Raw genomic sequence first — 25,070 nt, forward strand, 5'->3', positions numbered from 1 at the left:
CGTCCTCTATATAATTATTGTATAGGCAAAGGCCATATTTACTGTAAATAATAACGCCAACACACATCACTGTGCATTGGCGAAAAGTAATAACTCTTATTTTAACAATGCTTGTATTTGTTCGCCAGTACAGCCAAAACGGCGTTCACGAGTCACGAACCAAGCAACAGCATTCAATAAACTTGATTCATCAAAATCAGGCCAGTGCTCTTCTGTGAAAAATAACTCCGCATAAGCTACCTGCCATAACATAAAGTTACTAATTCGGCACTCACCACTGGTACGGATCAATAGATCAACCTCTGGTAACCCATACGTTGAGAGCCCTGACTCTAAATCTTGTTCCGTTACGGTTGCGAGATCAAGTTCATTATCAATCGCCTGCTGAGCTAGCTTTTTAGCCGCTTCTAAAATATCCCATTGCCCGCCGTAATTTGCTGCAATGTTCAATACCATACCGGTATTGTCAGCGGTTAATTCCTCTGCCGCTGAAATTTTATCTTGTAAGCGCTGACTAAAACGACGCTTATCACCAATAATACGTAATTGAATATTATTCTTATGTAATCTTTTTACTTCACGACTTAATACCGTCATGAAGAGCTCCATCAATAGTGAAACCTCCGCCTCGGGACGACGCCAGTTTTCACTACTAAAAGCAAATAGTGTCAAAGCTTTTATACCAAGACGATTAGCAGTAGAGACTGTTTTTCGCACGGCTTCTACGCCAGCCTTGTGACCAAACACCCGAGCTTTGCCTTTGGCTTTTGCCCAACGACCATTACCATCCATAATCACAGCAATGTGTTTAGGAAGACAATCTGCCGAAAGCCCAGCCTCGATTGAATGCTCTGCCATCTCTATCCCTCAAAAAAAAGGCGCTGTGCTGCACGCACAGCGCCTCTAGCCATTTAAAACCTAACGAATATAGTTTTAAACTTCCATTAACTCTTTTTCTTTTACTTCAAGAACTGCATCGATATTCTTAATAGCATCGTCGGTTAATTTCTGAATTTCATCTTGTGCACGACGATCATCGTCTTCAGAAATTTCTTTATCTTTTAGTAGACCTTTAACCGTTGCATTTGCATCGCGACGAATGTTACGAACAGCAACACGGCCTTGCTCTGCTTCTGCACGTACAATCTTAACAAGATCGCGACGACGCTCTTCTGTAAGTGGTGGAAGAGGAACACGGATCACAGTACCTGCAGACATTGGGTTTAGACCCAAATCCGACATCATGATCGCTTTTTCTACTTTTGGTGCTAGTTCACGGTCAAATACAGTGATAGCAAGAGTACGAGCATCTTCAGCAACCACGTTTGCCACTTGGTTTAACGGAGTGTTCGCACCGTAGTACTCAACATGAATCGTATCAAGTAGGCTTGGGTGAGCACGACCTGTACGGATTTTTACTAGTTGATTTCGTAGTGCATCAACACTTTTTTCCATGCGCACTTGCGCGTCTTGTTTGATTTCGTTAATCACGATAAATACCCTTGATAATTCGGTCACAGTAAAAAAGTAATCGTACTTTTTTCAATTAATCAGTTGCCCACTTTTGCTTAAGCGCTAGTGATTAGCGTACCTTCTTGCTCACCCATCACTACGCGACGTAGTGCGCCTGGTTTATTCATATTAAAGACACGAATTGGCATATTGTGGTCACGAGCAAGTGTAAAGGCCGCTAAATCCATTACCTTTAATTCTTTTTCAAGTACATCTTGGTAGCTTAGCTTATCACAAAGTACTGCATCTGGGTTCTTAACTGGATCATCTGTGTAAACACCATCCACTTTGGTCGCTTTTAGTACAACATCAGCTTCAATTTCGATACCACGTAAACATGCTGCAGAATCAGTAGTAAAGAATGGGTTACCAGTACCTGCAGAGAAAATCACGACACGGCCCTGGCGTAACTGGCTAATTGCATCAGCCCAGTTGTAGTTATCACAAACACCATTGAGAGGAATAGCAGACATCACTCGAGCGTTCACATAGGCACGATGCAAAGAATCACGCATTGCTAAGCCGTTCATTACAGTTGCTAGCATACCCATGTGGTCGCCCACAACTCGGTTCATACCTGCTTCTGCAAGGCCAGCACCACGGAATAAGTTACCACCACCAATAACTAGGCCTACTTGAACACCCAGTTCAACGAGTTCTTTGATTTCTTGAGCCATACGGTCAAGAACTTGTGCGTCAATGCCGAAACCTTCTTCGCCTTGTAGTGCTTCACCACTTAGCTTAAGCAAAATTCGTTGATAAGTTGGTTTTGGGTTTGTGGTCATGTGTTTTACCTTCCAGGCTAACTTGAGATATGGAGTTGTAAAAAGACCGCAGCCTTGGCTACGGTCTTTGGCATTCTTATAAAGAAGGATTAACCCTTCTGAACAGCTGCTACTTCTTCTGCAAAGCTCATTTCTTGAGCTTTCTCGATACCTTCACCAACTTCTAGACGAATGAAGTTAGTTACTGTAGCACCAGTTTCTTTCAGTACTTCACCAACAGTTTTCTTTGGTTCCATGATGAAAGCTTGACCAGTTAGAGAAACTTCGCCAGTGAACTTCTTCATGCGGCCTTCAACCATCTTTTCAGCGATTTCTTTAGGCTTGCCTTCGTTCATTGCGATTTCAACTTGAACTTCACGCTCTTTAGCAACTACGTCTGCTGGTACGTCAGATGGGTTAACGTATTCAGGCTTAGATGCAGCAACGTGCATTGCGATGTGCTTTAATGTTTCTTCGTCGCCGTTACCAGCAACAACAACAGCGATACGAGCACCGTGAGTGTAAGCAGAAACTTTCTCGCCTTCGATGTAATCTACACGACGGATAGAGATGTTCTCACCAATCTTAGCAACTAACGCGATACGTGCTTCTTCAAATTGTGCTTGAAGCTCTTCGATAGACGCATGGTTCGCAAGTGCTGCATCAGCAACTTCGTTAGCGAATGCTAGGAAGCTACCGTCTTTAGCAACGAAGTCAGTTTGGCAGTTAACTTCAACAAGAGCAGCTTTACCAGCAGCTTCTTTGATGATGATAGTACCTTCAGCTGCTACGTTACCTGCTTTCTTAGCAGCTTTTGCAGCACCGCTCTTACGCATGTTTTCGATCGCTAGCTCGATATCAGCATTAGCTTCTACAAGCGCTTTTTTACAATCCATCATACCTGCGCCAGTACGCTCGCGCAGTTCTTTAACTAGGGCAGCTGTAACTGTTGCCATTGTCATAATCCTCAGATTTAATTCTTCGAGTAAAAATCAGGGGCCCTATCGGCCCCTGGTAACCATTCTTAGTTTACACAAGGTAACTTAAGAGGCTCGGTAAGTAACAAGTACTTATTAAGCTTCAGCTACGAAACCGTCTTCTTCAGCTTGAACAGCGATATCTTGGTTACGAGCTTCTTTAACAGTTTGAGCTACAGCACCAGTGTAAAGCTGGATCGCACGGATTGCGTCATCGTTACCTGGGATAACGAAGTCAACGCCGTCTGGATCAGAGTTAGTATCAACAACAGCAAATACTGGGATACCTAGGTTGTTAGCTTCTTTGATTGCGATGTGCTCACAGTCAGCGCCGATTACGAACATTGCGTCTGGTAGGCCGCCCATGTTCTTAATACCACCTAGTGACTTCTCAAGCTTTTCCATTTCACGAGTACGCATTAGCGCTTCTTTCTTGGTTAGCTTGTCGAAAGTACCATCAGTAGATTGAGCTTCAAGATCTTTAAGACGCTTGATTGATTGACGAACAGTTTTCCAGTTAGTCAACATACCACCCAACCAACGGTTGTTTACGTAGTACTGATCACAGCTGATTGCTGCTTCTTTGATTGATTCGCTAGCTGCGCGCTTAGTACCAACGAAAAGAACTTTACCCTTACGAGCTGCAATTTTTTCAATTTCAGCTAGTGCTGCATTGAACATTGGTACAGTTTTTTCTAGGTTGATGATGTGTACACGGTTACGAGCGCCGAAAATGAATGGCTTCATTTTTGGGTTCCAGTAACGAGTTTGGTGACCAAAGTGTACACCAGCCTGAAGCATGTCGCGCATTGATACAGTTGCCATTGAATAATCCTCTATGGGGTTAGGCGTCCACATATCCCATCTTAAAACCGACCCGATAATAACTATATAAAGCTATTGTTACCTTATTAGGTAACCGAGCACCCCGGCAGATGTGTCGATATGTGTGAATAATAAAATAAGTATGTGTGACTCAATCAAGTCGCACCTTCGTATCTAATATTAGTGCTTACGCAAAAACATAGGTTATCGAAAGAAACAAAATTACCGATCACGGCGCGCTTTATACCACATATTTAGGCGCTAAATCTAGTCAAATCTGGTTATGAGAATGAATCTTATCTTTCCATTAGCCCTAAGCGACTGGTAATATAGTGTTATAGCAAAACATACAAATAGAGACGATTATATGAGCATTAAGATCAAAACGGCTGAAGAAATTGAAAAAATGCGCGTTGCGGGCCGTTTGGCTGCTGAAGTGCTAGAAATGATCGAACCCCACGTTAAAGCTGGTGTAACTACAGAAGAGCTTGACCGTATTTGTCATGACTACATCACTAAAGATCAGCAAGCTATTCCAGCACCACTGAATTATCATGGTTTTCCAAAATCAATCTGTACTTCAATTAACCACGTAGTCTGTCATGGTATTCCAGCACTAACTGATGAAGAAGTACCAGAAGCAAATGGCAAGTACATTAAGCCTGCAGTGCTAAAAGATGGTGACATTATTAATATCGACGTAACCGTTATTAAAGATGGTTACCATGGCGATACATCAAAAATGTTTGAAGTAGGTGAAGTATCACTTGAAGACAAGCGTCTATGTCGAGTGGCACAAGAAAGCCTTTACTTAGCCATTAAAAAAGTAAAACCAGGTGCTCGTGTCGGTGATATTGGTACCGCTATTCAGAAGTTTATCAAATCTGGTAATAGCCGTTTCTCTATTGTTAAAGATTACTGTGGTCACGGTATCGGAAATGAGTTCCACGAAGAACCACAAGTAGTTCACTACAAAAACAGCGATCGTACCGTACTAAAAGAAGGCATGTGTTTCACTATCGAGCCAATGATCAACGCCGGTAAATTCGGTTGTGAATCTGATGATCAAGACGGTTGGACTGTTTACACTGTCGATGGTAAGAAATCAGCACAGTGGGAACATACCCTGCTAGTGACAAAAGATGGTTGTGAAATTTTAACACTTCGTACAGAAGAGACACTTCCACGCGTTATGCATAACGCATAACATACCGACTTCGTTAACACGATCATAAAAACCGACCTTCTGTGTCGGTTTTTTTCTCCCTATACATGTTGTTCCTCACTGGTAGTCGTTATAGTAAAGATAAGATTTAGCAATAGCACGGACTGCCATGACAGATACCCTCTCTCTTCAACTTGATCGTTACCTTGATCAAGACATCACCCTCGATAATTTACGTAATGCATTAACCACCTTTGCAGAACAACAAAAAGAAAGTTTTTTTCAGCATGTCCCTATTGCCGATCTAGTTACCGCTCGCAGTAACTATATAGATCAACTACTACAACGTTTATGGCATTTTTATGGATTTTCACAGCAATCAGATTTAGCTTTTGTTGCCGTCGGTGGTTATGGTCGTGGTGAGCTTCATCCCCTTTCGGATGTCGATATTTTAATTTTAAGTGAACAACCCATTAGCGATGAGATTGGCACAAAAGTCAGTGAATTTATTACGCTACTGTGGGATCTTCGATTAGAAGTAGGACAAAGTGTCCGTACTGTTGCTGAATGTATTGATGTAGGCAAAAATGACCTAACCGTTGCAACAAACTTAACCGAAGCCCGTTATTTATGCGGTAATAAAGGCACCTATAATCACCTTATTGAATCCCTTAATGATGGCGCATTCTGGCCAAGTCATACGTTTTATAAAGCCAAGTTAGAAGAACAAAAAAAACGCCACGCTCGTTATCACGATACCACCTATAATTTAGAACCTGATATAAAATCTAGCCCTGGCGGACTGCGAGATATTCATACCTTAAGTTGGGTTGCACGCCGACATTTTGGCGCCACCAGCTTATTTGAAATGAGTCGCCATGGTTTTTTAACTGATGCTGAGTATCGTGAACTGGTTGAATGTCAAAATGAGCTGTGGCGAATTCGCTTTGCATTACATATCGAACTTCGTCGTTATGATAATCGCCTTACTTTTGATCATCAGGCATCAGTGGCTAACAACTTAGGTTATCAAGGTGAAGGTAATCGCCATGTTGAAATGATGATGAAAGAGTTCTACCGTACGCTTCGTCGAGTAGCCGAACTCAATAAAATGCTACTACAGCTATTTGAACAAGCGATTATTACTCAACCAAAAGATACCGTGCCCACGGTACTTGATGAAGACTTTCAAATTAGGGGGCATTTAATTGAAGCCACCAAGCCAGCGCTATTCCAAGCTCGCCCTGAAACTATTTTAGATATGTTCCTTCATGTTGCTAAAAACTCTGAGATTGAAGGTATTGCAGCGCCAACACTGCGTCAACTTCGCACCGCCCGTCGGCGACTGAATCTCTTCCTAATTGAAATCCCAACCGCTCGTGAAAAGTTCATGGAGTTGGTCCGACAACCCAACGCCTTGCAAAAAGCCTTTCGCTTGATGCATCGTCACGGCGTGTTATCCGCTTATCTACCGCAATGGAGCCACATTGTTGGCCAAATGCAATTTGATTTATTCCACGTTTATACCGTCGATGAACACAGTATTCGTGTGATCAAAAACCTGAATAAATTTAGCGACCCAGAAAATCAACAACGTCACCCGATTTGCTGTGAGATCTATCCCCGCATAGTTAAGAAAGAATTATTAATTCTAGCGGCTATTTTTCACGATATCGCCAAAGGTCGAAAAGGCGATCACTCTGAACTCGGTGCTGTCGATGCCTATGAATTTTGTATCCAACATGGGCTATCACGACCAGAAGCAAATATTGTTTCATGGTTAGTTAAAAAACACCTCCTCATGTCAGTAACCGCACAACGTCGCGATATTTACGATCCCGAAGTGGTCACTGAATTTGCTAAAGAAGTGCGAGATGAAGAACGTCTGGACTATTTAGTCTGCTTAACCGTTGCTGATATCTGTGCCACGAACCAAGACTTATGGAACAGTTGGAAGCGCACTCTCCTCTCCGAGCTTTACCACTCAACCCAAAAAGCATTACGTCGCGGTTTAGAAAATACACCGGATGTGCGTGACCGTATTCGTCACAATCAACAATTAGCCTCTGCTATGCTACGTAGTAAAGGTTTTCAGCCACGTGAAATTGAAGTGTTATGGCAACGCTTTAAAGCTGATTACTTTCTTCGCCATACCCACAAACAACTGGCGTGGCATGCTGAAGCATTACTCACGCACGATCATGACAAACCGCTCATCTTACTCAGTAAAAAAGCAACCCGTGGCGGTACTGAGGTATTCGTGTATAGCAAAGATAAAGCCAAGCTTTTTGCTATCGTCGTTTCAGAGCTAGATAAAAAGAACTTAAGTGTCCATGACGCGCAAATAATGAATAGTAAAGATGGTTACACACTTGATACCTTTATGGTGTTAGATCCTAACGGTAAAGCAATCAATGAAAACCGTCATACCACTATTCGACGCACGTTAACCAAAGCGTTAACCGTAATGAAATCTGAACGAAAAATCCGTCGAGCACCACGTAAGCTATTACACTTTAATGTAAAAACTAAAGTCAGTTTTCTACCGACCAAAACAGGCAAGAAAACGATGATGGAATTAGTTGCGTTAGACATGCCAGGATTATTAGCCAAAGTGGGAGCTGTATTTGCCGAACACAATATTAGTTTGCAAGCGGCAAAAATAACCACGATTGGTGAGCGCGCTGAGGACTTCTTTATTCTGGTTAATGATCAAGGTTGTAATCTTAGCGTTGAGCAGCAAGAAGTATTGGAAGCGTCGCTAATACGCACAATCAATCAACACGCATAACCGATAACGTATTAGGGTAAAAATAACAAAGCCTGCAATTACTGCAGGCTTTCTCTTTTATATCTGTGCAATAAAGGTGTCAAACCAACCTTTAGCGACATCTAACGGCTCAAAATGGATGCCCGCATCAATATCAAGGCGATCTTGTACAGGTTTAGCGCCTAACTCCACTAATAACGCATCAAATTGACGCCCAGCACCACAAAAGCGATCTTCACCATAGCTTGAATCCCCTAACGCTATCACACCAAATTGCTGTTGAGGTAAAAGAGGGAATTGATCTTGCAGTGCAACATAAAGCGGTAACAAGTTTTCAGGGATCTCACCCTGTCCCGTTGTCGATGAAATGATCAGTACATTATCATCTTTGTAATCAAGAAAATCATCTAGCGTGGGGTCAAAATAGACCTGCGTTTCAATTGACGTCGCACTCTCTGCTAATGCTTCTGCCAGATCTTCCGCACCACCATAAACAGATCCGATAAAAATACCTAATCGAGCCATAATGCCCTCCATTGCCACTATAAACTATCACCAATGTGGCAATGATAAGCTTAAAAATCAAGCACTATGATCCGATATAATTAAACTTCAATTAGTCTCGCACTAATAGATTGGGGGACCAATTAAACGCAGTCATGACTTTACGCCACGTCTCATCAATATCTGCACGAATATCAATAGAATCACCTGTGATCGGGTGATCAAATTGTAATCTTGATGCATGCAGCATTAAACGGTGACAATCATAATGTTCACGGAACATACGGTTATGGCGTCCATCACCATGATTTACATCACCAATAATATGATGACTTAAATGATGCATATGTCGACGTAGCTGGTGCTTCCGCCCAGTTTCTGGTTTCATTTCAACTAAACAATAGCGACTGGTTGAGTAGCGCCCTACCGCAATATCTGTTTCAACCGTTGCTAATGGCTCGTAAGCCGTTACAGCTGGTTGTGCTTCTTTCTCTTCTGATGCATTTTTATCAGCGATCTTATCAAGCTCAACCTTCAACGGATAATCGAGCACTGCCGCTTCTTTTATCCAACCACGCACCACGGCATGATACGTTTTATGCATATCGCGCCCAGCAAAAAGTGGCATCATTTGTGATGCAATCTCACTGGATAATCCAAACAACAAAACACCCGATGTTGGGCGATCTAAACGATGTAATGGAAAGACATGCTGGCCAATTTGATCTCGCAATGTTTGCATCACAAAAACAGTCTCATGACTATCTAGCCATGAACGGTGAACCAACATACCGGCAGGCTTGTTAACCGCAATCAAATAGTCATCGCGATATAAAATTTCAAGTTCCATTACATTCACTCAGTGTTGTTTAAATAGTAAATCTAGCTGACGTGTGACCGATAAAATATCGTTAACACCTACTTTTTCTTTCATTGCTTCTTCAATATAAGGACTAATCTCAAACTGTGCTGGTAACGGTAATTGTAAAGCAATCAGTTGTCCGAATTTGGGAATAAAAATCCATTGTAACCATTGGTGGCAATCTAATGTATCAATTGCAAATGGTTCAGTGCTTGTAAGTAACTGCTCATCAGGAGGCGTTAACTGCCAATGAGAATGTTGACGTAGTACCAACTCTAATTCTTCAAGTAAACGTTGACTATGATGATATTTATCCATCTTCCCCCCTGATAGTAAGCCGCGCAGAATAGCACTTGAAACGAGATGCCCCAAGTAATTCAAGCGTCTTAGCATCGCGGTTATGAAACCTTTAGCCTACCCAAAATAAATCCTTTAGTTAATAGGTATGCTTGGCTCACCGCAAAAGTTATACTGACTTTCTGACTTAGGAGCACAGATATGACCATGGATAAATTTCATACCCTGACCCAATTACTTGATAATGCAGGCTGCCAATACAACATTTTTGATCTCGGCCGCCGTGTGAATGAAATTGATGTTTCACAATTTAAAGCTGTCGAAGAAAATCGCCAGCCTTATCCATGGCCATTACAGCAACATGCGCATTTAGCTATTTCTTTTTGGCAACCTCAACATACACCGTGGATCTGGTTTCTTCGATTACCACTCGATGAGCGTGGCTTATTAAAACAAGCAGCTGTTGGTGATTTTATTAAGTATGTGATTGAAGCGATGGGCGCAACACTTAATAGCGAGCCGACTGAAGAAGAACAAGAAAAGCTAGCGGCTAATCCTTACACGTTTAAACCCACCGATGACAAGATGGCTATTTTTCACGCCCAGATCCGTCATCAATTGGATTTACCAGCAAGCCAATATTACGAACATGCTCAGCAATATTTATCCGGTAAATTAGATTGGCAACAGTGGCAAGGTGTTGGTTTACAAGGCATTGCCGATATTTGTGCGCGAATGAAGCAAGAAAATAATGCTACCTTTATTCGTAAAGCAATTGCAAACCTTCCTATGACGCCACTTTATGCCCTGCTTGGCTGCTTAGAGCACTGTACATTACCTGATCCTTTAAGTACTCGTATCAGTGAACATTTAAGTGCTGAAATCAATAGCCAAGATCCGGATCTATTTTTAGTTTCAGCGTTGATCCGTGCAATATCTGGCAGTGATAGCAAAGTCTTAAACCCTGCTCTTGAAAGTATTTTAGCCCAACCTGAATTGTGTCACCGCGAAGTGTTAATCGCTATTGCTGGTCGATGCTGGTCGGGGCTATTAACAACAGACAACGCTGCAAGATTTTTATTACGCCTTGCTGAGACAAACGATCAAGCACTGTTCAATCAATTATTTGCAGATTTAGTTATGCTTCCTGTATTACGCGGCACCATGCTTCAAGTATTACATGGTCAAGCTGAACCTGCTTTAGTCGCCGCGATTGAGAAATTACAGCAACATGCTCGTGGGCAATAAGAGAATAGGAATAAAAATTTGGACAATTTATTCGGAATACTGCTTATCGCTATCATCGGTTTTTTATTTTGGCAGCAAAGACGACAAACAGAGCTAGCGCAATATTTTATAGAGCAACGCTGTAAAAATATGGGACTGCAATTACTGAGCTTTGCGAGAGGAACACATAAAATCAAAGATCATCGTGGAGAATGGGGATGGCGTACTATCTTTGTCTTTGAGTTCTCTGCCGACGGGCATGATGCCTATCAAGGTTATTTAGAAATGAAGCGACTTAGAGCAAGCCATTTTTATATTCCCCCTCATCGTCTTCCTGAGGGTGAAGAGTATTAATTTTTTATAGTGATAAAAAGAACGGGCGCAACTTTCGTTGCGCCCTATGGCTTTACATGCAGCATTCCCGCTACTATGGTGCTCCTTGCCATCAATCCTTGATATACTTAAATCCCCAGTGTAGCTCCAAACTCTATCCTAGAGTTGCTCTTCGGTAGTTCCTTGACCCATCAATATTCCAATATTGACTCTCTCTTCCGTCCTGGAGGTGTCCTTTACTTCATCCTAAAGCTGTTCCTGACTTCATCAATGAAGATTAATCCCTACTCAATCCTAGAGTGTTCCACTCACTCCATCCTAGAGCGCTGTCCCTAAACTTCATCCTGAAGTGTTCCATGTCATCCAGACCAGTAAATATCCTATTTACCTCACTACATCCTGTAGTTTTCCCTGCACAATCCTTGTTAGATAGCTCCGCTATCTATCCTCATCCTGAGGTAGCTAATCCTTAGCTGTTCCGTTTCCTAATGCCGTTCCCTTTCGACAAGGTAGATATTACTAGATTAGTAATCATGAACAACATATATATAGATTATGAAAAATAAAGACTCTTTATTAAATCGCCAACCGCCAATCTAACTAATTGATCTTAAATAATAATCTATTTCCAATTACTATTTTTACGATTAAAAAAAAGAATTAATCCCACAGTGATGTAAGAGATCTCTTACAAAGTGAATAGATAAAAAGCGATGAAGCATAAAAATAAAGACAAAATAGAGAGAAGAGAGGCGTTGAATGTGAGATTAACGCATTAAAAGAAGTATAAAAAAGAGATATGAAAAGTTAGAAAGGCATAAAAAAGAGCGGGCGCGACTTTCGTCGCGCCCTTAGGTCTTACTTGCAGCATTCCCGCTACTATAGTGCTCCCTGCCTCATTCCTTTGACTGCCGATTCCTTCAGCATTGTCCTTGCGCTTCGTCCTGAAGTTGTTCCTTTGGTTATCCTAACCCGTCACCACATCCTGTTATGACTCTCTTCTCCTTCCTGGAGGTGTCCTTTACTTCGTCCTGAAGTGTTCCTTTTGTCATCCTGACTGGTAAACATCCTGCTTACCGAACTCTATCCTAGAGTGTTCCCTTCACAGTCCTTGTTTGATAAACCATCCTAGCTTATCAACCTCTCATCCTGAGACCACTACATCCTGTAGTATATTCCTGTTCCGTTCCGTCAGTTCCTTCCGACACCATTAATATTACGCCAATCACCTTAATAAACACAGACACCGAAATACATTTATTTTCTATTAAAAATAAACCAAACAGTCACAAAAAAATAAGGTAATAATAATCATACACTTAACAGCATAAGGAAGACATCAAACACTGCTTAAACGACAGATATCCTACGCCTTTGTAAGAGATCTCGCACAACGAAACAAGAGATTAACGACATAAAAACTGAAATATTCTTTTATATTTAATCTTTTTACGCATAAATCGACATATACGTTACGCTATAAAAACAACTTTCAGTATAAATAGGAGGAAAAGGAACAAAGATATTTTCCTTTAAACAAAAAGAGAGGGCGTGACTTTCGCCACGCCCTTAGGTCTTACTTGCAGCATTCCCGCTACTATAGTGCTCCCTGCCTCATTCCTTTGACTGCCGATTCCTTCAGCATTGTCCTTGCGCTTCGTCCTGAAGTTGTTCCTTTGGTTATCCTAACCCGTCACCACATCCTGTTATGACTCTCTTCTCCTTCCTGGAGGTGTCCTTTACTTCGTCCTGAAGTGTTCCTTTTGTCATCCTGACTGGTAAACATCCTGCTTACCGAACTCTATCCTAGAGTGTTCCCTTCACAGTCCTTGTTTGATAAACCATCCTAGCCTATCAACCTCTCATCCTGAGACCACTACATCCTGTAGTATATTCCTGTTCCGTTCCGTCAGTTCCTTCCGACACCAATAAGATTACGCGATTTGCTTTTTTAAACAATAAAGCGCTAGCAATTATTTATAAAATATTTTTTGATAAAATAAACATCAATAAATAAGACATTTAAAATCAATAAGATAGTAAGTTAAGTAACGATAAGTGTTATGTTTGTAGGATTGTTTTCTCACGCTGTTGTAAGCGATCTCTCACAACAGGAATAGTAAAAAAGACAGTTTGAATACACTATACTTTGCTTAATATCTCGGTCATGATTATGAGGAAGCGATGATGGAACAATTTCAGCACAATTTATCTCATTTATTCAGCCAATTAGGACTTAATAATTCAGATGAGTTTATACAATCATTTATCATCCAACATCAGCTAGCCCAACATCAGAATATTGCTGAAGCACCTTTTTTCTCAGTTATACAACGTCGATTTATAAAGGAATGCCAAGAACAAGATGCTGACTGGTGCGAAGTGATTGATCAACTTGATGCTTTACTGAGAAAGTAAATGCGTTGTTATATGTAGGATACTTAAAACAATGTCGACAATTACCCAAGAATTAGAAAACGCAATTAATTCTTTAATCTCAGAGGGAAAAGAGCCTTCTGTTGCATTAATAAAGTCACGATTAGCGAGCCCTCTACCGATCCCGGTTATTATCAAAGCGCTTCAAGCATGGAAAAAAAATGCCAAAGTGCCAACGATTGAAAAGCAAACCAAAGCGCTCACCGCTGATGAACGTATCACTCAACTCGAACAACAAATCATCACACTTTCAACTCGCTTAGCTAAATTAGAAGCTCAGCAATAATAACAAGGCTCCTTTGATCAAATCAGGAGCCTTTTATATTATTGATAGTTCCACGATAAGTTTGAAACTAATCGACATTTATCGCACTTGAAATGAAATAAACCATGTAAAGGATCCTCTACACGCCAATCATTATCACATTTAGGACATGTTCGGTTTATTTCACTCTCGAGACTTTCTCCACCCACACGATAGAGGTAGTAATAAGTAGGGATCTGGGTTGTTGATTCGATCTGTTCACGTAATTTCTCACCACGAGAAAATAGTTCACTATCAACCTCACCAATTTCATCTAGTGCCACTTTTATTGCAGGTTGGCTCTTATTTGCCATCTGAATTTCATCAAAGGCTTGCCATTCTGTTTGCCATTTAACCAGTGCTTTATAATCACCATCAAGATGGGCGCCTGTCTGATAGAGTGGGATCGGCAATAATGAATCACCACTACGTAACGGCGAACATGTATGTACATAAGTTGTATAAAGCACTTGCCATGATGGCTTACTCTGCTCAGCTGCCGCTTCTGAGTTTAAATCAACACCTAACACTTTTATTTTTGGTGTCAGTAAACAAGCATCACTCAACTTTTCAATGCAACGTGTCACTTGTTCACTATTGTACTTGGGATGCAGACTGTCTTTTTCAGGGCATACGGCACGTACACGAAAAATCCCATCATCAATCGTAATCGGAAACTCACGTCCTAGCACTTGACCGTTATAACGTAAATCATCCATTAATCCATTAATGGCACGATCCACACGTGATAGCGTTGTATTATCAAAACACTCAAACTGTAACTCTACAACGTACACTATTTATTCCTCTATTATTACGGGGGTTAACTGAGTTAAGAACTCTTCAACATTAACCGCTAACACTTCACGAATATCTTTACCTAGCGTTTCTCGTAAGACATTCCCCGTTAAATTACAGATAGAGATCACTTCAAACTCAGCTTCTAATGCGGCAATAAAGACGGTTGGCTTTAGCTTTAAACGGCGTTGTGTCACTAAGTGGCCTAAAATATTTTGTTGTAAACGATCTATATCATCTTCATTAAAAGCTTGTAGTAAATCCAACTCAATATCACCAAATTTTGCCTGCATATCACCACTAAACTGTGAGCAGTAAAACGCATGAATATCGTCATGCAATGTCAGTTCAATGCCTTTTTCAACCCCATCTAAACGCCCCATTGGGGTTCTTAGTTCAGGTTTCCATGTCACAGCATCGCCAGAGTCATGAACAACGCAAGGTGAATCTAAGCCAACAAGATCCTGACTTTCTGGAAAACCGCGATCTGCATCACACCATGCTTGCAAATAACGAGAAGAAAAATCAGATAAAGCACAGGTAACTGGATGATTCATTCGCAACCTCATTAAAGATTCAGTAAACTTTAGACTTGAAAACCGTTTTTACGGACTATCAATTCTAATCCAAGAGTGTCATAGACAGTATGAGTAAATATAAAGACGCTAAAGAATTAGCTGGTTTAACCCTTGGTAAAACCACAGAGTATAAAGATCAGTACGACCCATCGCTACTACAAGCAGTGCCGAGAAGCCTAAACCGTACTGATCTCAATATTAGTGATGATGCACTCCCTTTCACTGGCTATGATATTTGGACGTTGTACGAATTGTCATGGTTAAATAGCAAAGGTCTACCACAAGTTGCCATTGGTGAAGTACGTCTACCAGCTTCAAGTCCAAACTTGATTGAATCTAAATCTTTCAAGCTTTACCTTAATAGCTTTAATCAAACACGATTTGAAAGTTGGCAAGGTATCGCAGACACACTGCAGATTGATCTGTCACGTTGTGTAGGTGCTGATGTTGATGTCACGATTCAACCGTTAGAAGATTTTAGCGAACAACCTATCGTGAACTTCTTTGGTACTTGTATTGATGATCAAGATATCGAAATTGAGGATTATGACTTCAACCCTGCACTACTTGAAAATGGTGTCGAGGAGGAAGAAGTAGAAGAAATCCTACATAGCCATTTATTAAAATCAAACTGTCTGATCACCAACCAGCCTGATTGGGGCAGTGTTCGTATTGCTTATAAAGGCAAACGTATTAATCGTGAAAAATTGCTACGTTATGTCGTTTCGTTCCGTAATCACAATGAATTCCATGAGCAATGTGTTGAGCGTATTTTCAGTGATATTATGAAATACTGTAAACCCGAATTATTGACGGTATATGCACGTTATACACGCCGTGGTGGCTTAGATATTAACCCTTATCGTACCAATATGGGTAAATCACCTAGCGACAACTTCCGTCTCGCTCGCCAGTAATTAGACTCTGTTAGCGAAATCAACATTAAGTCCAGCAAAAAACCTGTCTTTGCTGGACTTGATGCCTTAAGCCAGTAAAATCAACCCTATTCTTTTTTTGTTGTATTGGGATGATATGTTTTTTCGCCGTTTGCTTTGCACTGCTCTCTTTGTGTTCTCAATTTCTTTCAGCCTGCAAGCAAAAACCTACACCGTCCCGATGCTTTCTGAAGCTAACAGCTTGCTACTTAGTCAGCCTGAGCGAGCACTTTCTATCACCCAAAAATACCTTAGCCAACGTCGCTTAAGTAAACCTCAAGACCCAGCTAGAGTGCATATCAATGAAGAAAGTGATCATACTATCCGAACACCATTAAATACGGTGAATGCACTCCAAATTCAAGCTAAAGCGCTCTCGATTTTGCAGCGTTCAGAACAAGCTATTGGTGTTATCAAAAAAGCTGAAAAAATCGCAACTGAACATCACCTTATTTATCCTTTATATGAAAGCCAGTTATTGCTAGCTACATTCTATTGGGAAAACCTTCGCAATAGCACTACTGCATTAAAAATGCTCGATAATATTGATACTGAAAGTCGTAAAGCTCCCTCACTCAAGCTAACGAAGCAACTTCAAGTCCTTAAATATCGTTCATTAATGTTACGTGCCAACATTGAATCAAGTATTGGTGCTGATGAAAAAGCAGAAAAACTGTATATCAAAGCCAAAGGTTATTTAGTGGCATTAGATGATCAAGACGAGCTCATTAATTACCAATTGAAACTGGGGCAACATTATTTAAAGCATCACCACTATGATATGGCACTCGATCGTCTACTTAGTGGTTATTGGCTAGCGGTAGAAACGGATGATCAAGGACAAATAGCCCAAGCTAACTATTATTTAGCTGAATTATTTGATGAACGAAAAGTGTTTGATAAAGCACTCGATCATGCCACCCAAGCGGGGGAGTTTTTCGAGCGCTATAAGCGCAGTCAGCAACTAGCTAAGACATTAACATTAATTGCTTCTATTTATGAACAACAAGGGCGTTATAACTTAGCGCTGGTTCACTATTTCAACGCGCTAGATCAAGAAAACCAACTTGACCACGATGTTCGCTCCGCACGGTTACGTCTAAATATTGCTCGCGTGTATTTGCATTTATACAACTACACCAAAGCAGAAGCTTATATCGTACAGGCACGTAACTTAGCGCTACAAACCGGTAATGAAAACATTGTAGCTGAAAGCCAAATATTACAAGGTCAATTAGAGCTTGCTGAAAACAAACTCGATGATGCGGTAACCTCTCTTCAAGCAGGTTTAATTTCAGCCAGTCGTATTGGCGCGGTCAAATTACAACTCCTGGGTGAATCCATTCTTTCTGAGGCCTTTGAAAAACAAAATGATTACTACAACGCGTTATTAAGTCAGCGCCGCTATGAACAGTTATATGCTGGCCAACAAGAAAGTATTGCAAGAAGTAATGTTGAAGTATTTAAACAACAACAAAAAATGATGGAACGCTCGCTTAAGCTTGAAGAGATGGAGCGTGAACAATTTGAAAGTGAAAAAGCCTTATATAAACAGCAAAAAATTACCATGGTTTTAATTGGGGTTTTAGCCTTTATGCTTCTGCTATTACTTCGCCGCCAACATCTGAATAAACAACTTAAGCAACAACTAGCGCAACTGCGAACGGATTATTATACCCATCCCCGTAGTGGTCTACGTAATTTACGGATGCTCAATGCACGTTTAGCAAATTCACTTCAGCAAAGTAGTGCTAACTTTGAGCAGTGGCACTTAGGTGAAATCATCAATGAACCGCTAAGTGACCGATTACGCTTTGCGTTATTTGAAGTCTCTTGTTTAAAGCGAATTTACTTAGAGCAAGGCTATAAGCAAGGCTTAGATGCCGAAAAGGCCTTTGGTTTGTATTTACAAGAACAAGTGTTAGAACCGGCGAGGATCTATCACTTCTCCGATGCCATGTTCTTATATATAGAGCCGAACGCACGGTTAAGTTGCGATCCTAAACAATTAGCTGATTCATTACAGCAACTTGTTGATAACTATGCGCTTAAAAACAATCTCAATAATGATATTCAAATCGGTATGGCAGAGTACCCATTCTTGCCCCGCGCTTATACGGCGATTAATGATCAAGAGCTTATTGATATCTTATTGATGGCAGTCAATGCGGGAGTGAAAATGAATGACAGCGAACCGGGTAGCCATTGGGTACATTTATGCGCTATCGATGCCGCACCGGCAGCCAGCTTTGTCTGTGGTGACATTCGTCGATCTTGCATTGAAGGCATTGATAAAGGGCTGGTGAAAGTACGAAGCTCATCCAAATCCGATATTATCTGGAATAATGATCACAGTACTGACATAAATGTAAGTTAAGTTACTCAAGCTTTTTTTTTTAATGTCGAAAATAGTTGAGATACGTGTAAATTTAAGGGATTGAGGTAATAAACGCTCAATGAAGAAGATAGATATTAATGCTAATGATGAATACGTAATCCTGTGACAGATATTAATTCGGTTGTTTCTGAAGTGAGTAACTTGAAGCAACGCTTAGATCAAGCTCAACTTTCTTATCGTGATGCCTCTTTAAAATCACGCCGTGAAATCGTGATCTTAAAACGCCTCATCACACGATTAGTTATCGCTTGTAAAGGAATAAATTCTGAACTCGATGAGCGTTTAGAAAGTATTCGTCACGAGTTAGAACAACCGACAGATATCAGTAAACTTATCCCTCGCTTAGCTGTTATTGAACGTTTAGTTAATCAACAAGCTGATATTGTTCATAAACAGAATCTACGTTTAAATCAAAAAATTCATCAAGCGGGAGAAACGCTTTCTCGCCACCGTGATTTACCTGTTCAGTTACGACGTGATCTACGCGCCGTACTGAACCATGACTCAGGTGTTTTACTCGACAACCATCGCCGTATTTTACGTTTGTTAGAACTTTATGAGCGAACGATAAAACTAGGTTCTGCGACCAAAGTTACCCATCCAGCAGACGTTGTAGAAAAGTCGACGCATCATCTAGAGCTAGTTGCCGAGTTACAACATCTTATTACTGAAATAGATTTTAACGGTGAGCATGGTAATCAGCTGATTGAGATCAAATCTCAACTTAACAACGAGCTTGATACTCAACAACTGACAAAAATTCAGTTCCAAGTATTGCGTTTGATATTAGATGCCACGTTGTATGAACGCCAAGCTTCACAAAGCTTTCTTAATAATATTAATAGTGACTTAGCCGAACTGCACAAAGATACCCATCAAACTGCAGACAAATCGCACATATTACATCAACACAGAAGCGAGTTGGATAACGAATTATCACAGGTTACCCAACAACTAAAAATAAGCTTATCTGATAACGCCAACCTTGAAGATAAACGTCCAACGCTTCATGCTGCTGCAAACGAGATAGACAGCATTGTTGAAAGAAATATCGCACTTCAAGAACGAGAGCGAGCACTGATTGAGCAACAGCAACATAACGAAAAACAAATTCAACAGTTGATCCAACAAACCCATAATTATCGTCAACGTCTGCATGATCAAGAACAAAGCATGCTACGAGACTCATTAACTCTAGCCTATAACCGTAATGCATTTATGGATCGTATTGAGCATGAATATCACAACTGGAAACGTTATGAATATGCACTACCTGTTGCGCTTATTGATGTTGATAGTTTCGGTGAGATCAACAATAAATTTGGTCACCTTGCTGGTGATAAAGCATTAAAAATTATCGCTAAAAAAATTCAACAATGTTTATCTGACACGGATTATTTAGCACGTTTTAGCAGCGATGAATTTATGCTTATCATGCCAGATTGTGATGAACAAACTCGCAATAAAAAGCTTGCTAATATTCGAGAGGCTATCAGCCAACTCCCCTTCCGATTTAAAGACCAAAACCTGTCTATTTCGGTCTCTATCGGCGCGACCTTATTTGAAGGTAATGATGACCATCATGTTGTTATCGAGCGAACCGTAAAAGCATTAGCAAGCGCAAAAAGTGCTGGCACTAATCGCTTAATTTGGATCTCTTAAAACGCTAAGCAAACACTTTTGCTTAAATACCTTTCTTAAAACGTAATATGATAGTGAAAACAGACGTCTGATTTTTTTTATTAACATCTAGTCAAATGCATATTCACTGTGTATGGTAATAAAAACAAACACTATTTTAGTGCTTCCTCCAAACACCTTCTATCGTAGATACCTGATGGGGGAATAACCTCAAAATCATCAACATACTCTGCTTGATTTTCGCATATAGCAAGAACCAAACTGAGCTTTCATTGTTTCCAGGGAGGTTACTATGATCACACATATCAGTCCTGTTGGGGCTATGTCCCTGCTTTCCCAAATAGAAGTTGATAGCTTAAAAGCAACCGCTTCCAGTGACTTATACCGCCTATATCGTAACTGTTCACTGGCAGTACTGAATTCCGGTAGCCATACCGATAACTCAAAAGAGCTATTAGAAAAAAACAAAGATTTTGATATCAACCTAAAACGTCGCGAACGTGGTATCAAGTTAGAGTTGGTCAACCCACCTGAGCATGCGTTTGTAGATGGAAAGATCATTACGGGTATTCAAGAGCATATGTTCTCAGTATTGCGCGATATTATTTATGTCGATATGCATGTTGCTCGTCGTAACGATATAGATCTTAGTAGTGCGCCACACATCACTGATTTTGTCTTTAGCTTATTGCGTAATGCTCGTACCCTTCATGCTGGTGAAGATCCCAATATTGTTGTTTGTTGGGGCGGTCACTCTATCAACCCTACTGAATACCAATACACCCGTGAAGTGGGTAATGAACTTGGTCTTCGTGAGCTCAATGTCTGTACCGGTTGTGGGCCTGGCGCAATGGAAGGGCCAATGAAAGGCGCTGCTATCGGTCATGCGAAGCAACGTTATGGCAGCAGTCGTTTTATAGGGTTAACGGAACCCTCAATTATTGCCGCAGAGCCACCAAACCCAATCGTTAATGAATTAGTCATTCTGCCTGATATTGAGAAGCGCCTAGAAGCTTTTGTTCGCGTTGGACACGGTATTATTATTTTCCCGGGCGGCGCTGGTACTGCGGAAGAATTGCTCTATATTCTAGGGGTGCTGATGCAGCCTGAAAATGCCGAACAACCGATGCCGGTAGTATTAACAGGGCCGAAAGAAAGTGAAGATTACTTCCGTACGCTTGATGATTTTATTCAGAATACTTTAGGCGAAGAAGCAACCAAGCATTATCAGATCATCATTGACGATCCTGAACAAGTCGCAAAAGTTATGAAAACCGCCATGACCAAGGTTAAAGAACATCGTCGAGAAATCGGAGATGCTTACTGCTTTAATTGGTCACTCAAGATCCCTGAAGAATTTCAGATGCCTTTTGCCCCCACTCATGAAGCAATGGCAAATTTGGATCTGCATATGGATCAACCCGTTGATAAACTGGCAGCCAACCTTCGCCGAGCTTTCTCTGGCATTGTCGCAGGTAACGTTAAAGAAGAAGGTATTCATGAAATTGAACGCCATGGCCGCTTCAAAATTGATGGTGATAAATATTTAATGGATCGGATGGATAAGCTGTTACAGGATTTCGTTAAACAGCAACGAATGAAGTTACCCGGCAGTAAATATGAGCCTTGTTATGAAATTATAACAGCCGATAAAGCAACAAAATAATCACAACATCGATGATTATAATTGCGTACAATAAGGAGCTTTAGTGCTCCTTTTTATTTACAAAGAATTTGTTTATGGCTATCCACCTTGTTGTTATTGATGCTCTTAATCTCATTCGTCGTGTTCATGCGGCTCGTCCCGGTGAACCTGATGTAAAAGCGACAGCTGAGACTTGTTGTCGAGCACTGAAAAAAATCATCAAGATCAGCCAACCAACCCATATTGTGGCAGTATTCGATCATCATGGTGATGATCGTGGCTGGCGAGCTGAGCTTCTTCCTCACTACAAAGAAGGAAGAAAACCCATGCCTGATGAGCTCATGACGGGGATGGATATTATTCAAGATGCTTTTATGGAGATAGGGATTGATTCACTGCTCTCTGATGGTGATGAAGCCGATGATCTCGTCGCCACCCTTGCGCTTAAAGTCGCCTCTCGTGGTGAGCAAGTCACCATCATTTCAACGGATAAAGGTTACTGCCAGTTATTACAACCGACGCTGCGCATTCGTGATTACTTCCAAGAACGCTGGCTCGATAGTGCTTTTATTGAAAAGGAATATGGCGTAGCGCCAGATAAGCTAACGGATTATTGGGGACTTGCTGGGATAAGTTCGAGTAAGATCCCAGGTGTTGCAGGTATCGGTCCTAAAGCCGCTGTAGAGTTACTCAACCTATACCCAACGCTAGAAACTATTTTGGCAGCAAATGATCTGCCTGCTAAATGGAAAAAGAAAATTGATGGTCACCACGATGTGGCACTTGCAAGTAAAGCGGTATCAAGTTTAAAAACTGATTTAGAGTTAGGTTTTAACCTACAAGATATTCGTTATATCATGCCACAATAAATAAAACATACTAAATATCATAAGCTATCATATTAATAATATGTGATAGCTTATGATTAAAGAATTATTATTCTTTACCCAGCTTTTCTCTAAGAGAGATAATTTTATCATTGATACTTTTGCTAGGTTTAATCTTATTATATGATTTTAATATTTCGTAATTTTTCTTTAAAAGAAAATTTGATATTAATGTACTTGAAAATTCAAGTAACCCTTTAATATTTTTTTTATTTATATAGCTGGGTAGATTAATATACTCAGCATTACTTTTATTTAAAATAGTTAGATATGAAAAGTCGGTTCTAAAAGTAATCTTATTTATATCTCTACCTGCTCTAATAGATATTAAAGGGTAAGTCACAGGTATATTGTGAATTCCTTTCCTTACCCAGTTTGCAATTATTATACTCAGTATTGCTTGTTCAGGTGTAGAGTGGTGAAATTGCGAATCTAACTCACCATACTGTTTACCGTTTATCCACTCTTCGTTACTACACGCGTCAAGCCACTCTTGTAACAACTGTATGGAGGCTTCCGATTTTCTTATTACAATAAACGCAGCCTGCAGTGCAGGGTATTCATATGAAAAAAAGTTATCCTCTCCGAGTTCTCTAATAATATTTGTTTTAGTTAATTCTCGGTTTTTTATTAAAGAATCATGATGAGGAATAAAAAAATCAAACCCACATAATGTTAAACATTGCTCCGCAATATTTTTAATATCATTATAATTAGATAGCTTTCTATATTTAAGAATATTAGAATCACGGTAAATTAAGATATCACCTTCATTCATCCTTTCCATTTCAAGCAATAAAATAAGTGGACGCCAAGCACAAAAACCAATTTTAGACATTCCAGGGTTTTGAGAGACTAAACCAGAACTATCATATTCTCTTACATAACCTTCAAATCCAAGATCTCTTAACTTTTTAGGCGTGTAGTAACTAATATTATCAACATGATCTTTCGCGGCATCTAGCACTAACTGCTTATTTTCACATAAGTCTAAAGCATTATCATTGGGAGCACCCTCTGAATAAAAAAAGACTAAATTTGTTTTATGTGAGGTTTCTTTGGTCATAAATATCCCCAATAAAAGATAAGCCAAGCAAAATTGGCTTATCTTTTGAATCTATTTTAGTGTGGAGAGCGTGTATCTAGACGCTGAATGTGAACCGTAATCTCTTCGCGATCATGGTATAAATGCTTAGCCTGTAGCTTGAACTTCACACCATTTTGAATAAGAAATACTTTCAGGTTTTCAATATCTTGAAGCACTTCATCATAACGACCTTTCATAGGTAGTTTTAAGTTAAAGATCGCTTCTTTTGCCCACGCTTTAATTAACCACTCACCCATTAAGTGAGCCACACGCGCTGGCTTTTCAATCATGTCACAAACAATCCACGTAACATTTTTACGTGCTGGCTCAAATTTAAAACCATCAACGGCATGGTATTTAACTTGACCTGTATCCATCAAGCTTTGTGCCATTGCGCCATTATCAATCGCGTGAACGAACATCGAGCGTTTCACCAATTGATATGTCCAACCACCAGGACAAGCACCTAAATCAACCCCCCACATACCTGGCGCTAAACGCTCATCCCACTCGTGGCGAGGAATAAATACGTGAAATGCTTCTTCTAATTTCAACGTTGAGCGACTTGGCGCATCTGCTGGGAATTTTAAGCGGGGAATGCCCATAAAGAACTGTGAGTTATTCGATGTATATGAATAACCTACAAAACAACAACCCGGTGCGACGAAACACACATGTAGCACAGGCTTTTTGTTGTTATCTTTCGCGTATAAAATCTCACGCTTACGCATTGCTTGACGAAGTGGCACCGTAAACTTACGACAGAATTTTAATAACTCTTTCGCTTCATTGGTATCAGGTGTTTCAACACGGAGATCACCACAACGTGGGAAGTCATCACCAATCACTTCTAAGATCGGAGAAATACGATCATCAGCCGGTAAATCCGTTAACATCTGTGATGCCGCAAACATTTGACGTGCGAAGATTAACTGTGAAAATGGTTGTAGCTGAATAAATTTATCCGCATCACCTGCTTGATAAAATTCAAATAACACATAACCTGAATTGTTTTTTACCCGAGGGAAACCAAACAATTCCAGCGTATTTGCTTTGTCTTGAACTTCACCTGCACATTCTTTTTCAAAGCCAGGACGACAATACAATAAAACATGATTCACGTTG

23 protein-coding genes are annotated in these 25,070 nt (G+C 40.4%); 11 read left to right on the plus strand and 12 right to left on the minus strand.

What is annotated here, in order from left to right; genetic code table 11:
- Window positions 1-96 precede the first annotated feature (96 nt).
- From C9J38_RS14565 to rpsB, 5 genes are all read right to left on the minus strand, one after another.
- Window positions 97-858: an isoprenyl transferase gene (locus C9J38_RS14565; RefSeq protein WP_107207722.1), complete on the minus strand. Its 762-nt coding sequence runs from the start codon at window positions 856-858 to the stop codon at window positions 97-99.
- Between the two features lie 75 nt (window positions 859-933).
- The gene (gene frr, locus C9J38_RS14570; protein WP_107207723.1) at window positions 934-1,491 is read right to left on the minus strand and encodes a ribosome recycling factor; all 558 of its coding nucleotides are present in this window, start codon (window positions 1,489-1,491) and stop codon (window positions 934-936) included.
- 77 nt (window positions 1,492-1,568) lie between these two features.
- Complete coding sequence (pyrH, locus tag C9J38_RS14575) at window positions 1,569-2,297, minus strand: UMP kinase (RefSeq protein WP_005371658.1); 729 nt, start codon at window positions 2,295-2,297, stop codon at window positions 1,569-1,571.
- Between the two features lie 89 nt (window positions 2,298-2,386).
- Window positions 2,387-3,232 (minus strand): translation elongation factor Ts, encoded by an 846-nt coding sequence (tsf, locus tag C9J38_RS14580; RefSeq protein ID WP_107207724.1) that lies wholly within the window; start codon window positions 3,230-3,232, stop codon window positions 2,387-2,389.
- Window positions 3,233-3,349: 117 nt separating this feature from the next.
- Window positions 3,350-4,078 carry a 30S ribosomal protein S2 gene (rpsB, locus tag C9J38_RS14585; protein WP_005371655.1) on the minus strand — a complete coding sequence of 243 codons (729 nt, stop codon included), beginning with the start codon at window positions 4,076-4,078 and terminating at the stop codon, window positions 3,350-3,352.
- Between the two features lie 367 nt (window positions 4,079-4,445).
- Here rpsB and map point away from each other — a divergent pair, with 367 nt between their 5' ends.
- Together map and glnD are read left to right on the plus strand one after the other, a co-directional pair.
- Entirely contained in the window at window positions 4,446-5,285 is an 840-nt protein-coding gene (map, locus tag C9J38_RS14590; protein ID WP_107207725.1) for a type I methionyl aminopeptidase, read from the plus strand.
- Window positions 5,286-5,412: 127 nt separating this feature from the next.
- Window positions 5,413-8,034, plus strand: a complete 2,622-nt coding sequence (gene glnD / locus C9J38_RS14595) for a bifunctional uridylyltransferase/uridylyl-removing protein GlnD (protein WP_107207726.1) — start codon at window positions 5,413-5,415, stop codon at window positions 8,032-8,034.
- 57 nt (window positions 8,035-8,091) lie between these two features.
- Here the strand turns inward: glnD and C9J38_RS14600 are convergent, their stop codons facing one another.
- From C9J38_RS14600 to C9J38_RS14610, 3 genes are all read right to left on the minus strand, one after another.
- A complete protein-coding gene (locus tag C9J38_RS14600; RefSeq protein ID WP_107207727.1) occupies window positions 8,092-8,538 on the minus strand; it encodes a flavodoxin in 447 nt (148 codons plus the stop codon).
- Between the two features lie 91 nt (window positions 8,539-8,629).
- Window positions 8,630-9,367, minus strand: coding sequence for a tRNA pseudouridine(65) synthase TruC (gene truC, locus C9J38_RS14605; protein WP_105060867.1), 738 nt, complete (start codon window positions 9,365-9,367; stop codon window positions 8,630-8,632).
- 9 nt (window positions 9,368-9,376) lie between these two features.
- Window positions 9,377-9,697, minus strand: a complete 321-nt coding sequence (locus C9J38_RS14610) for a YqcC family protein (protein WP_105060868.1) — start codon at window positions 9,695-9,697, stop codon at window positions 9,377-9,379.
- Between the two features lie 186 nt (window positions 9,698-9,883).
- Here C9J38_RS14610 and C9J38_RS14615 point away from each other — a divergent pair, with 186 nt between their 5' ends.
- The 4 genes from C9J38_RS14615 to C9J38_RS14640 all read left to right on the plus strand — a co-directional run bounded on the left by C9J38_RS14615 (window position 9,884) and on the right by C9J38_RS14640 (window position 13,958).
- Complete coding sequence (locus C9J38_RS14615; RefSeq protein WP_198038459.1) at window positions 9,884-10,924, plus strand: DUF3549 family protein; 1,041 nt, start codon at window positions 9,884-9,886, stop codon at window positions 10,922-10,924.
- A gap of 18 nt (window positions 10,925-10,942) precedes the next feature.
- Window positions 10,943-11,257 carry a DUF3301 domain-containing protein gene (locus C9J38_RS14620; RefSeq protein ID WP_107207728.1) on the plus strand — a complete coding sequence of 105 codons (315 nt, stop codon included), beginning with the start codon at window positions 10,943-10,945 and terminating at the stop codon, window positions 11,255-11,257.
- Window positions 11,258-13,423: 2,166 nt separating this feature from the next.
- Window positions 13,424-13,654 carry a DUF2789 domain-containing protein gene (locus C9J38_RS14635; protein WP_005371635.1) on the plus strand — a complete coding sequence of 77 codons (231 nt, stop codon included), beginning with the start codon at window positions 13,424-13,426 and terminating at the stop codon, window positions 13,652-13,654.
- A gap of 31 nt (window positions 13,655-13,685) precedes the next feature.
- The gene (locus C9J38_RS14640; protein ID WP_107207729.1) at window positions 13,686-13,958 is read left to right on the plus strand and encodes a hypothetical protein; all 273 of its coding nucleotides are present in this window, start codon (window positions 13,686-13,688) and stop codon (window positions 13,956-13,958) included.
- Window positions 13,959-13,996: 38 nt separating this feature from the next.
- Here C9J38_RS14640 and C9J38_RS14645 read toward each other — a convergent pair whose 3' ends face one another.
- Both C9J38_RS14645 and syd read right to left on the minus strand, forming a co-directional pair.
- On the minus strand, window positions 13,997-14,773 hold the full coding sequence (locus C9J38_RS14645; RefSeq protein WP_107207730.1) for a Zn-ribbon-containing protein: 777 nt from the start codon (window positions 14,771-14,773) through the stop codon (window positions 13,997-13,999).
- Window positions 14,774-14,776: 3 nt separating this feature from the next.
- On the minus strand, window positions 14,777-15,331 hold the full coding sequence (syd, locus tag C9J38_RS14650; RefSeq protein ID WP_107207731.1) for a SecY-interacting protein: 555 nt from the start codon (window positions 15,329-15,331) through the stop codon (window positions 14,777-14,779).
- Window positions 15,332-15,420: 89 nt separating this feature from the next.
- On the opposite strand from syd, the gene queF reads away from it, so the two are divergent.
- The 5 genes from queF (at window position 15,421) to xni (ending at window position 22,840) form a co-directional block, all read left to right on the plus strand.
- Window positions 15,421-16,269 (plus strand): NADPH-dependent 7-cyano-7-deazaguanine reductase QueF, encoded by an 849-nt coding sequence (gene queF, locus C9J38_RS14655; RefSeq protein ID WP_107207732.1) that lies wholly within the window; start codon window positions 15,421-15,423, stop codon window positions 16,267-16,269.
- Between the two features lie 115 nt (window positions 16,270-16,384).
- Complete coding sequence (locus C9J38_RS14660) at window positions 16,385-18,664, plus strand: tetratricopeptide repeat protein (protein ID WP_107207733.1); 2,280 nt, start codon at window positions 16,385-16,387, stop codon at window positions 18,662-18,664.
- A gap of 123 nt (window positions 18,665-18,787) precedes the next feature.
- Entirely contained in the window at window positions 18,788-20,347 is a 1,560-nt protein-coding gene (locus tag C9J38_RS14665; protein ID WP_107207734.1) for a GGDEF domain-containing protein, read from the plus strand.
- 271 nt (window positions 20,348-20,618) lie between these two features.
- Entirely contained in the window at window positions 20,619-21,992 is a 1,374-nt protein-coding gene (gene ppnN / locus C9J38_RS14670) for a nucleotide 5'-monophosphate nucleosidase PpnN (RefSeq protein ID WP_107207735.1), read from the plus strand.
- Window positions 21,993-22,066: 74 nt separating this feature from the next.
- A complete protein-coding gene (gene xni, locus C9J38_RS14675) occupies window positions 22,067-22,840 on the plus strand; it encodes a flap endonuclease Xni (protein WP_107207736.1) in 774 nt (257 codons plus the stop codon).
- Between the two features lie 67 nt (window positions 22,841-22,907).
- Here xni and C9J38_RS14680 read toward each other — a convergent pair whose 3' ends face one another.
- Window positions 22,908-23,924: a hypothetical protein gene (locus C9J38_RS14680; RefSeq protein ID WP_107207737.1), complete on the minus strand. Its 1,017-nt coding sequence runs from the start codon at window positions 23,922-23,924 to the stop codon at window positions 22,908-22,910.
- 56 nt (window positions 23,925-23,980) lie between these two features.
- On the minus strand, window positions 23,981-25,066 hold the full coding sequence (rlmM, locus tag C9J38_RS14685; protein WP_107207738.1) for a 23S rRNA (cytidine(2498)-2'-O)-methyltransferase RlmM: 1,086 nt from the start codon (window positions 25,064-25,066) through the stop codon (window positions 23,981-23,983).
- Window positions 25,067-25,070 lie beyond the last annotated feature (4 nt).

Source organism: Photobacterium sp. GB-210, from assembly GCF_003026075.1.
Taxonomy (GTDB): domain Bacteria; phylum Pseudomonadota; class Gammaproteobacteria; order Enterobacterales; family Vibrionaceae; genus Photobacterium.